This is a genomic window from Mitsuaria chitosanitabida ATCC BAA-476 = NBRC 102408 (genome assembly GCF_001598255.1).
GTDB classification, from domain to species: domain Bacteria; phylum Pseudomonadota; class Gammaproteobacteria; order Burkholderiales; family Burkholderiaceae_C; genus Roseateles; species Roseateles chitosanitabidus.
This window is the reverse complement of the sequence record NZ_BCYP01000006.1, coordinates 365113-377217: the sequence shown is the minus strand read 5'-3', so window position 1 is coordinate 377217 and position 12105 is coordinate 365113. Positions and strand designations below refer to the sequence as shown.

The window sequence follows — 12105 nt, the reverse complement described above, 5'->3', positions numbered from 1 at the left end:
GACCTCCGATCAGCGCTTGAGCGCGGTGCCCAGCACCTGCAGGTAGGCGATGACCGCCTCCATCTCGGACTTGCCCTTGACCTCCTCGGCCGCGGCGGCGATCTGCTCGTCGGTGTAGGGCACGCCCACGGTCCGCAGCGCGCGCATGCGCGGGGCCATGTCCTGCGGGTCCACCGACCTGCCGGCCAGCCAGGCGTAGGCGGGCATGTTGGACTCGGGCACCAGGTCGCGCGGGTTGCTCAGGTGCAGGCGATGCCACTCGTCGCTGTACTTGCCGCCGACGCGCGCGAGGTCCGGGCCGGTGCGCTTGCTGCCCCACTGGAAGGGGTGGTCGTAGACGAACTCGCCGGCGACCGAGTAATGGCCGTAGCGCAGCGTCTCGGCGCGCAGCGGGCGGATCATCTGCGAGTGGCAGTTGTAGCAACCCTCGCGGATGTAGACGTCGCGTCCCGCGAGCTGCAGCGGGGTGTAGGGCTTGAGGTTCTCGACCGGCTGCGTGGTCGAGCGCTGGAAGAACAGCGGGACGATCTCCACGATGCCGCCGACGATCACCGTCAGCAGCACCAGCACGATCATCAGGAAGTTGCTGGTCTCGATGCGCTCGTGGCCGGCGGGTTTGGCATGGGCATTGGCCATGGCGTGCTCCTGGGGTCCGTGCGATCAGGCGGCCGCCGCGAGGGCGACCGGGGGAATGGGCTGGGTGTCGACGCGACCGACGCGGACCGTCATCACGACGTTCCAGGTCATCAGCAGCATGCCGCCCAGGTACAGCAGGCCGCCCATCAGGCGCACCACGTAGAACGGGTAGGTCGCCTTGACGCTCTCGGCGAAGGTCCAGGCCAGCGTGCCGTCGGGATTGACCGCGCGCCACATCAGGCCCTGCATCACGCCGGCGATCCACATCGCGGCGATGTAGAGCACGATGCCCAGCGTGGCGATCCAGAAGTGCAGCTCGATGGCGCGCTTGGAGTACATCTCCGTGCGGCCGTACATGCGCGGGATCAGGTGGTACAGCGATCCCATCGAGATCAGGCCCACCCAGCCCAGCGCGCCGCTGTGCACGTGGCCGATCGTCCAGTCCGTGTAGTGCGAGAGCGCGTTGACGGTCTTGATCGACATCATCGGACCCTCGAAGGTCGACATGCCGTAGAAGGACAGCGCCACGATCAGGAACTTCAGGATCGGGTCGTCGCGCAGCTTGTGCCAGGCACCGCTGAGCGTCATCATCCCGTTGATCATCCCGCCCCAGCTGGGAGCCAGCAGCACCAGCGAGAACAGCATGCCCACGCTCTGCGCCCAGTCGGGCAGCGCCGTGTAGTGCAGGTGGTGGGGACCGGCCCACATGTAGGTGAAGATCAGCGCCCAGAAGTGGACGATCGAGAGCCGGTAGCTGTAGACGGGGCGGTTGGCCTGCTTGGGGATGTAGTAGTACATCATCCCGAGGAAGCCGGCGGTCAGGAAGAAGCCCACCGCGTTATGGCCGTACCACCACTGCACCATCGCGTCCTGCACGCCCGCGTAGGCGGAGTAGCTCTTGGTCAGCGAGACGGGGATCTCCGCGCTGTTGACGATGTGCAGCAGCGCCACCGCGATGATGAAGGCGCCGAAGAACCAATTGGCCACGTAGATGTGGCGCACCTTGCGCACGCCGATCGTGCCGAAGAAGACGATCGCGTAGGCCACCCAGACGACGGCGATCAGGATGTCGATCGGCCATTCGAGCTCGGCGTACTCCTTGCCGGTCGTCAGACCCATCGGGAGCGTGATCGCGGCCAGCACGATCACCAGCTGCCAGCCCCAGAACACGAACCAGCCCAGCGCGGGCGCGAAGAGCCGCACCTGGCTCGTGCGCTGGACCACGTGGAACGAGGTGGCCATCAGCGCGCAGCCGCCGAAGGCGAAGATCACCGCGTTGGTGTGCAGCGGCCGCAGGCGGCCGTAGCTCAGCCAGGGGATGCCGAGGTTGAGCTCGGGCCAGGCCAGCTGCGCGGCGATGACCACGCCGACCAGCATCCCCACCACGCCCCACAACACCGCGGCCAGCGAGAACGCGCGGACCACGCCATCTTCATATCCCGGGGCTCGGACACCCCCTCCCATCGGACCTGTCGTGCCTGACATGTCGGCTCCTTGTGCCTGTCTTTGCAGATGGCGGCGATTGTTCGACCGCGGCACTCGGAGGACCTTGACGACTGTCAAGCTTGCACGCGCGAGTTCAGGCGTGCGCGTCGTCCTCGAGGATTCGTTGACCTTCTCGGTCCAGCGACTCGAGCTGGCCGTCCTGCAAGGCCCAGCCGAAGACGGCCAGCACCACCAGCACCAGCACGACGGAGAGCGGAATCAGCAGATAGAGGATGTCCATGGCAGGTCCTGGTGGCGTGATGCGAGTTGCGAGTTGCGTGAGGCGTGGGGCGAGATGCGAGATGCGAGATGCGGGAGGGGTGAGGCGTTGAGCCCTCGACGCGGGTCGTGCGGCGGCGCGGACCGATGTCAGGCCCCGCGCGACGGCGCGACGTCGCGGCCGAGGCGCGCGGCGTTGCCCACCACGGCGACGGAGCTCAGCGCCATGCCCAGGCCCGCCGCCCAGGGCGGGAGCCAGCCGATCAGCGCGAGCGGGACGCAGACCGCGTTGTAGAGCGCCGCCCAGGCGAGGTTCTGGCGCACGACGCGGTGCGTCCGGCGCGCCAAGGCGAGCGCGGCCGCGACGGCCTCGAGCCGTCCGCCCACCAGGAGCGCATCGGCGCGCGCCTTGGCGAGGTCGGCCCCCTGCCCCATCGCGATCGAGACCTGGGCCCGCGCGAGCACCGGCGCGTCGTTGATGCCGTCGCCGATCATCAGGACGCGGCGGCCCAGCGTCTGCAGCGTGGCGACGTGGGACAGCTTGTCCTCCGGCGTCGCGCTTCCGCGCCAGCGATCGATGCCGGCCAGCCTGGCGATCGCGCCGACACGGGGCGACGCGTCACCGGACAGCAGCTCGACATCGAGGCCTTGGGCGCGCCAGGCCGCGACGGCCTCGCGCGCGCCGTCGCGCAAGGCCTCGCCGAAGTGCCAGGACGCCTGTGCGACGCCGTCGCGGGCCAGCACCAGACTGGCATCCGGGAGATGGTCCGCGGCCGCCCATGCGGCGGCGCCCAGCCGCCACGAGTGCCCTTGCGCGTCGATGCCCTGCATGCCGTGACCACCGATCTCCTGGATGGCCCGCCAGGAGGCCTTGTCCGCATCGCGCGAGAGCGTCTCCAGCAGCGCCCGCGACATCGGATGCCGCGAGCTGCTCGACAACACGGTCGCGGCCTCCAGCGTCTCCGCGTCGAGCGCCGCGGGCCATTGACGCAGCAGACGCGGCACGGACTCGGTCAGGGTGCCGGTCTTGTCGGTCACGATCAGGTCGACATCGGCCATCGATTCGATCGCGTCCAGTCGTGACAGCAGCAGGCCACGCCGCGCGAGCGCGCCGGCGGCGCTCACCCACGCGGCAGGGGCCGCGAGCGACAAGGCGCAAGGACAGGTCACGATCAGCACCGACACGCTCACCGCGAGCGCACGCGACGGGTCGATGAACTGCCACGCCACGGCCGCGCCGGCGGCCAGCACCAGCACTGCCGCCAGGAACCAGCCCGCCACCCGATCCGCCGCGCGCAGCGCCTCGGGACGGTCCTGGAAGGCCTGCGTCATCAATTGCCGGATGCCGGCCAGCCGCGTGTCCTCGCCCACGCGTCGCACGCGCAGCAGCAGCACGCCGCTCAGGTTCACGCTGCCCGCCAGCACCTCGTCGCCGACGGACTTCCGGACCGCCCGCGACTCGCCGGTGAGCAGCGACTCGTCGGTCGCGCTCTCGCCTTGCTCGACACGCGCATCGGCGGGCACGCGCTGCCCCGCGACGACGCGCACGAGGTCGTCCGGCGCGAGGCACTCGGCCTCCACCCACTCCCAGCCCCCGTCGGCGCCGCGCCGCTCCACGGGATCGGGCAGACCGCCGGCGACCGCCTCCAGCGCCTCCGCGGCGCGGTGCCGCGCGCGCAGCTCCAGATAGCGCGCGCCGAGCAGGAAGCTCACGAACATCGTGATCGAGTCGAAGAAGACCTCGTGGCCGAAGGATCCGGCCGGGTCCAGCGTGGCGCCGCTGCCGGCGACGAAGGCCACCAGCAGGCCCAGCGACACCGGCACGTCCATGCCGAGACGGCCGCCGCGCAGCTGCGACCACGCGGCCTGGAAGAAAGTGCCGGCCGACAGCAGCATGACCGGCAGCGTCAGCACCCACTGGCCCCAGCGCAGCAGGGCGGCCTGGTCCTCGGGCATCTCGCCCGGGCCGGCGACGTAGGACGGCCAGGCCAGCATCATGACCTGCATCATCAGGAAGCCGGCGACGAACAGCCGCCACACCGCCTGGCGATGCTCGCGCCGTCGCAGGTCGCGGGCGGGCGCGGCCAGATCGGGGGCGAAGTCGTAGCCGGCGCCCGACAGCGCGGCGCGCAGGGCGTCCAGCGAGGTCGCCTCCGGCTGCCAATCGAGGGTCAGGCGTTGCGTCGCCGGGCTGACCTGGGCGAGCCGCACACCCGCTTGCGCGTGCAGCAGCGACTCGATGAGGCCCGCGCAGCTCGCGCAATGCATGCCTGACAGCAGCAGACGCGAACGCGCGTGGCGTGCGCCCGACACATCGCTTTTCCATTCGGTAAAGAGCGAGAGCCGTCGGTCGCGCTCAGCCGCCGTGCCCCGGTCGCCGGATACGGCCCCGCCCGCGGGAACGCGCGGGATCTCGCAGGCATCGTCGTCGGTGGCGCGTGAGGACCGTGTCGCCGCGCCGTGACCGGCGACGGTCGCCACGGCGGTGGGGGCGGGCGGCATGGCCGCGATAATCCGCCAAACCTCAAGGGTCGACCATGTTCAATATCAAGCCCGCAGCATCGCGCATCGGCCTGGCGGCCGCCGCCCTCCTTCTTTCGACCAGCGCGGCGCTGGCGCAGGCGCAAGGTCCTCAGACCGGCCTGCCCGTCGTCGAGCTCGGTGCCGGCATGCACCTGATCCACGCCGAAGTCGCCCGCACCGACGAGCAGCGCGCCATCGGCCTGATGAACCGCCGCGACATGCCCGCCAACAACGGCATGCTCTTCGTCTTCGAGGACGCCAACGTCCAGTGCTTCTGGATGCGCAACACGCTGATCCCGCTGGCCGTGGCCTTCGTCGCCGACGACGGCACCATCGTCAACGTCGACGAGATGAAGCCGCTGTCCGACGCCTCGCACTGCTCGGCCAAGCCGGTCCGCTACGTGCTGGAAATGAACAAGGGCTGGTTCGACAAGCGCGGCCTCAAGGCCGGCACCAAGCTGCGCGGCGGCCCCTGGCCCAAGTGACGCACTGAAGACGGCGGGCCGGCCCGCTCTGGACCGCCAAACGACAACGGCCCGGGATCGCTCCCGGGCCGTTCTTCATGGTGCCTGCGACAGGCGCCACGTCATGGGCGCCCCTGACGGGCGCCGCGCGATCAGTTGCCGAAGTTGGCTTGCGCGAAGTCCCAGTTGACCAGGCTCTTCAGGAAGGTCTCGACGAACTTCGGACGCGCGTTGCGGTAGTCGATGTAGTAGGCGTGTTCCCACACGTCGACGGTCAGCAGCGCGGTGTCGGCGGTCGTCAGCGGCGTGCCGGCGGCACCGGTGTTGACGATGTCGACCGAGCCGTCGGCCTTCTTGACCAGCCAAGTCCAGCCCGAGCCGAAGTTGCCCACGGCGCTCTTCTGGAAGGCTTCCTTGAAGGCGTCGACGCTGCCCCACTTGGCGTTGATGGCGTCCAGCAGCTTGCCGGTCGGCGCGCCGCCGCCGTTGGGCTTCATGCAGGACCAGAAGAAGGTGTGGTTCCAGATCTGCGCGGCATTGTTGTAGATGCCGCCGCTGGAGGTCTTGACGATCTCTTCCAGCGTCTTGCTCTCGAACTCCGTGCCCTTCTGCAGGTTGTTCAGGTTGTCCACGTAGGCCTTGTGGTGCTTGCCATGGTGGTACTCGAAGGTTTCCGCGCTGATGTGCGGCTCCAGCGCCTTCTTGTCGTACGGCAGCTCGGGCAGAACGTGTTCCATGTGGGACTCCTGTTGGATGAGGTGGTGGACGAATGTCGCGGGCGATTGTAGGCATCCGGATCATGCCCCTGGCGGGAGCACGCATACCGCGCCACCGCATGCTCGCGCGACCGGGCGTTTCCCGGAAACAAGCCCCTTCGCGACCACGGGCCTCTGGGGTCCCGCGGGTCCGTCGGGCCCTCCCGCGAGCCGCCCGCCACGCGCGCCGCCCGAGGTCGGTCCGGTCAGCCCGCCTCGTCCCGGCAGGCGACGCGCCCGACCCGCAGCTCGGCCTCGCCGTCCGCGAGCACCGCGCGCAAGTCCTGACCCTCGGACAGCTGGCGGACCGAGCTCAGCGCCCGCCCCTGCCCGTCGTCCAGCCAGGCATAGCCGCGTGCCAGCACCTGGCGGGGATCCAGCGCCTGCAGGCGGGCCGCGAGCGCGTCCAGCCGGTGGGCGCCACGCTGCGCCTGCGCCGGCAGGGCGCGGGCCAGACGGTGATCCAGGTGATCGAGCCGCTGCGCCTGCAACGCCACCCGCTTCGGGGCGACCTGCCCCAGCCGCTGCGACAGCAGGTCCAGCCGGCGCCGCTGGCGGGCCAGCGCGTCACCCGGGCGGGCCAGGCGCAAGGCCAGCCGATCCAGGCGCTGCGCCGCCGCGTCCAGGCGCTGCTCGACACGGCGCACCAGTTGGCGCTCGAGCGCCTCCAGCGTCTCCAGGCACTGCTGACGCGAGACGGTGGCCAGTTCCGCCGCCGCGGTGGGCGTCGGAGCCCGCAGGTCGGCGGCCAGGTCGGCCAGGGTGATGTCGGTCTCGTGGCCGACGCCGCAGATCACCGGCAGCGCCGAGCCGGCGACCTCCGCCACCACGCGTTCGTCGTTGAAGGCCCACAGGTCCTCCAGCGAGCCGCCGCCGCGCACCAGCAGCAGCACCTCGGCGTCGCGGCGCGCGTTGGCCAGCGCCAGCGCCCGCACGATCTGCGGCGGGGCCTCGTTGCCCTGGACCAGCGTCGGATAGATGAAGACGCGCGCATGCGGCGCCCGGCGCCGCAGCGCGGTCAGCACGTCGTGCAGCGCCGCGCCCCCTGTGGAGGTGATCACGCCGATCCGCCGGGCGTACGGCGGCGGCACGCGCTTGCGGTCGGCGTCGAACAGCCCCTGCGCCTCCAGCCGCGCCTTCAGGCGCAGAAACTGCTCGTAGAGCGCGCCCTCGCCGGAGCGTCGCATCGCCTCGACGATGAACTGCAGTTCGCCGCGGGGGCCGTACAGGTCCAGCCGGCCGCGCAACTCGACGGTCATGCCGTCCCGGGGGGCGAAGTCGACCAGGCTGGCCGCCCGGCGGAACATCGCGCAGCGCAGCATCGCCGGCTGGCCCTCGGCGTCCTTCAGGCTGAAGTAGCAATGACCGCTGGCCGCGCGCGTGAAGCCGGAGAGCTCGCCCTGCACAGCAATGACGGGGAATCGCGCCTGCAATGCGTCGGAAAGGGCCGTCAACAGGGCCGACACCCCCCAGACCATCCGTGGCGATGCGGGTTTCAAGGCGTCAACCATGCGCAAACCCAATGCTGGCGCGGGTTCGGAACTCCACAGCCGCGCCAATGCTGGCTCCGCGGGCCATGTTGCCCGTCACTGCCGCGTCACATATCGATAAGCGCTTGTTTTTCAAAAGCTTTTTCCTGCCTGTTTTTCGGGCAACCTGTTCCGCGCCGTGTGCTGATCGGCGCTGGCGCCGATTCCCGGAGACTTGCCCACAAAGTTATCCACAGCTTCGGTGGATGTTTGTAAGGGCTTGTGATGCGGGTCGGGAGTGGTCGGCGCGGGGGCGGCGTGGCGCCATAATCGCGCCGCCGGGCCGGAGATGCCCGAACGGAGGGAATGCCTTGTTTTCGATCATACAAGCGGCCGGCTGGCCGATCTGGCCGCTGCTGCTGTGTTCCGTGGTGGCGCTGGCCCTGATCATCGAGCGTCTGGTGAGCCTGCGGGCCGCCCGAGTCGCCCCGGCCAGCCTGATCGAGGAAGTGCTGGGCGTGACCCAGCTGCAGATCCCCAGCAACGAGGTCGTCGGCAAGCTGGCCGAGAACTCGCTGCTCGGCCAGGTCCTGGCCGCCGGGCTGCGCGCCTCGCAGGTCGATCCGCGCGGCGGCGAGGCCCGCCTGCGCCAGGTCTTCGAACTGGCCGGCCGCCACGCGATCCACCAGATGGAGCGCTACCTGAACACCCTGGGCACGATCGCCGCGGCCGCGCCGCTGCTGGGCCTGCTGGGCACGGTGGTGGGCATGATCGAGATCTTCGGCAGCCAGAGCCCCACCGGCAACAATCCCGGCCTGCTCGCGCACGGCATCTCGATCGCGCTGTACAACACCGCCTTCGGCCTGATCGTGGCGATCCCGTCGCTGATGATGTACCGCTACTTCCGCGGCCGCATCGAGGCCTACGTCATCGACATGGAGCAGGCCAGCGAGCGTCTGCTGACCCATCTGGTCAACCGCGCGATGCCGTCGGGTCCGGTGACCCACGCCGGCCCCGCCACGGTGCCGCCGCCGGTCGCCGCGCCCGCGCCGGCCCAGGGCAAGCCCGCGAAGGCGGCCAAATGAAGTTCCGCCGTCGTCAGAGCGAGGAACCGGAGATCAACCTGATCCCGTTCATCGACGTGCTGCTGGTGGTGCTCATCTTCCTGATGCTGTCCACCACCTACTCGAAGTTCACCGAGCTGCAGGTGACGCTGCCCACCGCCGACGCGCAGCAGCTCAAGGACCGGCCGGCCGAGATCATCGTCGCCATCGCGGCCGACGGCCGCTACGCGATCGACCGCCAGGCGGTCGAGGGCCGCAGCGTGGAGCTGCTGACCGCCGCGTTGCAGCAGGCCGCCCAAGGCAAGCCCGAGCCGGTGGTGATCATCTCCGCCGACGCCGCGACGCCGCACCAGGCGGTGGTCAACGTGATGGACGCGGCCCGGCGCGCCAACCTGCCGCGCCTGACCTTCGCGGCCAACAAGCCGCAATGACCCGCCCCCGGACATGAACCGGGCCGCGCTCGAGCACCGGCTGCAGCGCGCGTGGCGGGACGACGACCGCCTTGCCCACCTGCTGCGGCCCCTGGCCGCGCTGCATGGCGCGATCCTGCGCCTGCGCGTCGCGCTGTACCGCCACGGGATCAAGAGGAGCGCCACGCTGCCGGTCCCGGTGATCGTGGTCGGCAACTGGGTCGTGGGCGGCGCCGGCAAGACGCCGACGACGCTCGCGCTGCTGGACACGCTGACGCGCCTGGGCGTGCGCGCGGGCGTGGTCTCGCGCGGCTATGGCCGCAAGGATGAACAGGCGGTGCGCGTCCTCGCCGACGGCGATCGCGCCGAGGACGTGGGCGACGAGCCGCTGCTGATCCGCCTGCGCGCCCGCGTGCCGGTGGCCGTGGGCCGCGACCGCATCGCGGCGGCGCACGCGCTGCTGGCGGCACATCCCGAACTCCAGGTCCTGGTCGCCGACGACGGCCTCCAGCACTGGCGGCTGCCGCGCCAGCTCAGCATCCTGGTCTTCGACGAACGCGGGCTGGGCAACGGCCGTCTGCTGCCCGCGGGCCCCCTGCGCCAGGCCCGTGACCTGCCCCCCCCGCCCGGCTCCTCGCCCGACCGGCTGGTGCTCTACAGCACCGGTCGGCCGAGCACCGCCCTGCCCGGCTATGTCGGACACCGCCAGCTCGCCGGCGCCGTCTCGCTCGCCGACTGGTGGCGCGGCGAGCCCGGCCGGATGGAGCGCCTGCACGCGCTGCGCGGCAAGCCGCTGACGGCGGCCGCCGGCCTGGCCCGGCCGGAGCGCTTCTTCGACATGCTCGGCCAGCAGGGCCTGAACTTCCGCGCCCTGGCGCTGCCCGACCACGCGACGCTCGATCCCCTGCCCTGGGCCCGCACCGACGAGGTCGTGATCACCGAGAAGGACGCGGTCAAGCTGCGTCCCGAGGCGCTGCAAGGCTGCCGCATCTGGGTGGTGGCGCTAGACTTCCGCCCCGAACCCGCTTTTGAAGAGGCGTTGCAGCGCGAGCTGCGGCGACTGCTCCCCCATGGACCATCGACTGATTGAGATGCTGGTGTGCCCCGTCTGCAAGGGCCCGCTGGAAGACCGCCGCAACGCCCCCGGCACGGGTCTGCCCGACCGCGAGCTGGTCTGCCCCGCCGACCGCCTGGCCTTCCCCATCCGCGACGGCATCCCGGTGATGCTCGCGGTCGAGGCCCGCTCGACCGACGGCGAGGGCGACGCGGCGTGAGCGTGCCCTTCCATATCGTCATCCCCGCGCGACTGGCGTCGACGCGCTTGCCGAACAAGCCGCTGGCCGACATCGGCGGCGCGCCGATGATCGTGCAGGTCGCCCGCCGCGCCGCGACGGCCGGCGCCGCGCAGGTGGTGGTGGCGACCGACGCCGAGGAGGTCCGCGCGGCCTGCGAGGCCCACGGCGTGCGCGCGCTGATGACCCGCGCCGATCATCCCAGCGGCAGCGATCGCCTGGCCGAGGCCGCCGAGTTGCTGGGCCTGGCCGACGACGCGCTGGTGGTCAACGTCCAGGGCGACGAGCCGCTGATCGCGCCCGGCATGATCAGCGCCTGCGCCGAGCTGCTGGCCGGGAAGCCGCAGTGCGCGATGGCCACGGTCGCCCATGCGATCGACGACGATTCGGAATTCGCCAACCCCAACGTCGTCAAGCTGGTGACCGACGCGCAAGGGCTGGCGCTGTATTTCTCGCGCGCGCCCATCCCGTGGTGGCGCGACGCGCCAGGCGGCGGCGCCCGGGTGAAGACGGACGCCGTGTTGCGTCACGTCGGCCTCTACGCCTATCGCGCCGGCTTCCTGCGCCGCTTCCCGACGCTGGCGGTCAGCCCGCTGGAACAGATCGAGGCCCTGGAGCAGCTGCGCGTGCTCTGGCACGGCGAGCGCATCGCGGTGCACGTCAGCGCCGAGCGACCGGGGCCCGGCGTCGACACGCCCGAGGACCTCGAGCGCGTGCGCCGACTGATCGCGGGTTGAGGGTCGGCGGACCGCCCGTCGAGCGCTGATCGACCGTCGGCCGATGGCCGCCCGATCGTCGTCATGGCGACGATCGGCAGAGGCGCCGATCGCGGCGGACCCCGATGAACACGGCCCCGCGCGGGGTCGCGGCACCGTAGCCCGACAGGGTTACACCTCAATTCATTCGGCCGCCGCGTCAGCGGGGCGAAGGCTGGCCCATGCTATCCTCGCCCGCAGTTTTCGAGGGCGCGTCGTTCCTGCGGCGCGCCCTCTCCACGTATCGAGGAGACCCATGCGACTGATTCTTCTGGGCGCCCCTGGCGCCGGTAAAGGCACCCAAGCGGCCTTCATCTGCCAAAAGTTCGGCATCCCGCAAATCTCCACCGGCGACATGCTGCGCGCCGCGGTGAAGGCCGGCACCGAGCTGGGCGTGGCCGCCAAGAAGGTCATGGACGCAGGCGGTCTGGTCAGCGACGACATCATCATCGGCCTGGTCAAGGAGCGCATCACGCAGCCCGACTGCGCCAAGGGCTTCCTGTTCGACGGCTTCCCCCGCACCATCCCGCAGGCGGACGCCATGAAGGCCGCCGGCGTGAAGCTGGACTTCGTGCTCGAGATCGCCGTCCCCGATGAAGCCATCATCGAGCGCATGAGCGGCCGCCGCGTGCACCCGGGCTCGGGTCGCAGCTACCACCTGAAGTTCAACCCGCCCAAGACGGCCGGCAAGGACGACGTCACCGGCGAGGACCTGGTCCAGCGCGACGACGACAAGGAAGAGACCGTGCGCAAGCGCCTGGAGGTCTATCAGGCCCAGACGCGCCCGCTGGTGGACTACTACTCGACCTGGGCCGCCAGCGGCGACGCGCAGGCCCCGCAGTACCGCCGCATCGAAGGCATCGGCAGCGTCGACGAGATCACCGGCCGCGCGCTCGCCGCGCTGGGCTGATCCGGCGCGCTTCATGGCGCGACGGAACGATGGCGGCCCGCGAGGCCGCCATTTTTTCGTCCACAATTGACGTTTACGTCAACGGCAACTTCGAGTGCCGATCGGCGCGTGACGACCCCGGTC

General features: G+C 70.7%; 13 protein-coding genes. 7 read left to right on the top strand and 6 right to left on the bottom strand.

All coding sequences use genetic code 11. The features are described from left to right. Positions 1-9: 9 nt before the first annotated feature. The 4 genes from ccoO to MCHT01_RS04655 all read right to left on the bottom strand — a co-directional run bounded on the left by ccoO (position 10) and on the right by MCHT01_RS04655 (position 4653). Entirely contained in the window at positions 10-636 is a 627-nt protein-coding gene (ccoO, locus tag MCHT01_RS04670) for a cytochrome-c oxidase, cbb3-type subunit II (protein ID WP_067062960.1), read from the bottom strand. A gap of 24 nt (positions 637-660) precedes the next feature. Next, entirely contained in the window at positions 661-2100 is a 1440-nt protein-coding gene (gene ccoN / locus MCHT01_RS04665; RefSeq protein WP_067062957.1) for a cytochrome-c oxidase, cbb3-type subunit I, read from the bottom strand. 115 nt (positions 2101-2215) lie between these two features. Continuing rightward, positions 2216-2362, bottom strand: coding sequence for a cbb3-type cytochrome oxidase assembly protein CcoS (gene ccoS, locus MCHT01_RS04660; RefSeq protein WP_067062954.1), 147 nt, complete (start codon positions 2360-2362; stop codon positions 2216-2218). A gap of 128 nt (positions 2363-2490) precedes the next feature. Next, positions 2491-4653, bottom strand: a complete 2163-nt coding sequence (locus MCHT01_RS04655; protein ID WP_245643153.1) for a heavy metal translocating P-type ATPase — start codon at positions 4651-4653, stop codon at positions 2491-2493. A gap of 224 nt (positions 4654-4877) precedes the next feature. On the opposite strand from MCHT01_RS04655, the gene MCHT01_RS04650 reads away from it, so the two are divergent. Next, the gene (locus MCHT01_RS04650; RefSeq protein ID WP_067062950.1) at positions 4878-5348 is read left to right on the top strand and encodes a DUF192 domain-containing protein; all 471 of its coding nucleotides are present in this window, start codon (positions 4878-4880) and stop codon (positions 5346-5348) included. Between the two features lie 131 nt (positions 5349-5479). On the opposite strand, the gene MCHT01_RS04645 is transcribed toward MCHT01_RS04650, so the two are convergent. Beyond that, positions 5480-6064: a superoxide dismutase gene (locus MCHT01_RS04645; protein ID WP_067062947.1), complete on the bottom strand. Its 585-nt coding sequence runs from the start codon at positions 6062-6064 to the stop codon at positions 5480-5482. 224 nt (positions 6065-6288) lie between these two features. Then, on the bottom strand, positions 6289-7593 hold the full coding sequence (xseA, locus tag MCHT01_RS04640) for an exodeoxyribonuclease VII large subunit (RefSeq protein ID WP_067062944.1): 1305 nt from the start codon (positions 7591-7593) through the stop codon (positions 6289-6291). Between the two features lie 329 nt (positions 7594-7922). Here xseA and MCHT01_RS04635 point away from each other — a divergent pair, with 329 nt between their 5' ends. From MCHT01_RS04635 to adk, 6 genes are all read left to right on the top strand, one after another. Next, the gene (locus MCHT01_RS04635) at positions 7923-8636 is read left to right on the top strand and encodes a MotA/TolQ/ExbB proton channel family protein (RefSeq protein ID WP_084451835.1); all 714 of its coding nucleotides are present in this window, start codon (positions 7923-7925) and stop codon (positions 8634-8636) included. Beyond that, positions 8633-9046 (top strand): ExbD/TolR family protein, encoded by a 414-nt coding sequence (locus MCHT01_RS04630; RefSeq protein ID WP_067062942.1) that lies wholly within the window; start codon positions 8633-8635, stop codon positions 9044-9046. Before MCHT01_RS04635 ends, MCHT01_RS04630 begins: the two co-directional genes overlap by 4 nt. Positions 9047-9059: 13 nt before the next feature. Next, positions 9060-10115 (top strand): tetraacyldisaccharide 4'-kinase, encoded by a 1056-nt coding sequence (gene lpxK, locus MCHT01_RS04625; RefSeq protein WP_067062939.1) that lies wholly within the window; start codon positions 9060-9062, stop codon positions 10113-10115. Then, positions 10096-10299 carry a Trm112 family protein gene (locus tag MCHT01_RS04620; RefSeq protein WP_067062936.1) on the top strand — a complete coding sequence of 68 codons (204 nt, stop codon included), beginning with the start codon at positions 10096-10098 and terminating at the stop codon, positions 10297-10299. Before lpxK ends, MCHT01_RS04620 begins: the two co-directional genes overlap by 20 nt. Next, on the top strand, positions 10296-11054 hold the full coding sequence (gene kdsB / locus MCHT01_RS04615; RefSeq protein ID WP_067062934.1) for a 3-deoxy-manno-octulosonate cytidylyltransferase: 759 nt from the start codon (positions 10296-10298) through the stop codon (positions 11052-11054). The genes MCHT01_RS04620 and kdsB overlap by 4 nt, the downstream gene beginning before the upstream one ends. A gap of 274 nt (positions 11055-11328) precedes the next feature. After that, entirely contained in the window at positions 11329-11982 is a 654-nt protein-coding gene (gene adk, locus MCHT01_RS04610) for an adenylate kinase (protein WP_067062931.1), read from the top strand. Positions 11983-12105: the final 123 nt, after the last annotated feature.

Excerpts from the sequence above, each read along its gene's own strand:
- ccoO (WP_067062960.1), bottom strand. The coding sequence starts at position 636 with ATGGCCAATGCCCATGCCAAACCCGCCGGCCACGAGCGCATCGAGACC.
- ccoN (WP_067062957.1), bottom strand. The coding sequence starts at position 2,100 with ATGGGAGGGGGTGTCCGAGCCCCGGGATATGAAGATGGCGTGGTCCGC.
- ccoS (WP_067062954.1), bottom strand. The coding sequence starts at position 2,362 with ATGGACATCCTCTATCTGCTGATTCCGCTCTCCGTCGTGCTGGTGCTG.
- MCHT01_RS04650 (WP_067062950.1), top strand. The coding sequence starts at position 4,878 with ATGTTCAATATCAAGCCCGCAGCATCGCGCATCGGCCTGGCGGCCGCC.
- MCHT01_RS04645 (WP_067062947.1), bottom strand. The coding sequence starts at position 6,064 with ATGGAACACGTTCTGCCCGAGCTGCCGTACGACAAGAAGGCGCTGGAG.
- xseA (WP_067062944.1), bottom strand. The coding sequence starts at position 7,593 with ATGGTTGACGCCTTGAAACCCGCATCGCCACGGATGGTCTGGGGGGTG.
- MCHT01_RS04630 (WP_067062942.1), top strand. The coding sequence starts at position 8,633 with ATGAAGTTCCGCCGTCGTCAGAGCGAGGAACCGGAGATCAACCTGATC.
- lpxK (WP_067062939.1), top strand. The coding sequence starts at position 9,060 with ATGAACCGGGCCGCGCTCGAGCACCGGCTGCAGCGCGCGTGGCGGGAC.
- MCHT01_RS04620 (WP_067062936.1), top strand. The coding sequence starts at position 10,096 with ATGGACCATCGACTGATTGAGATGCTGGTGTGCCCCGTCTGCAAGGGC.
- adk (WP_067062931.1), top strand. The coding sequence starts at position 11,329 with ATGCGACTGATTCTTCTGGGCGCCCCTGGCGCCGGTAAAGGCACCCAA.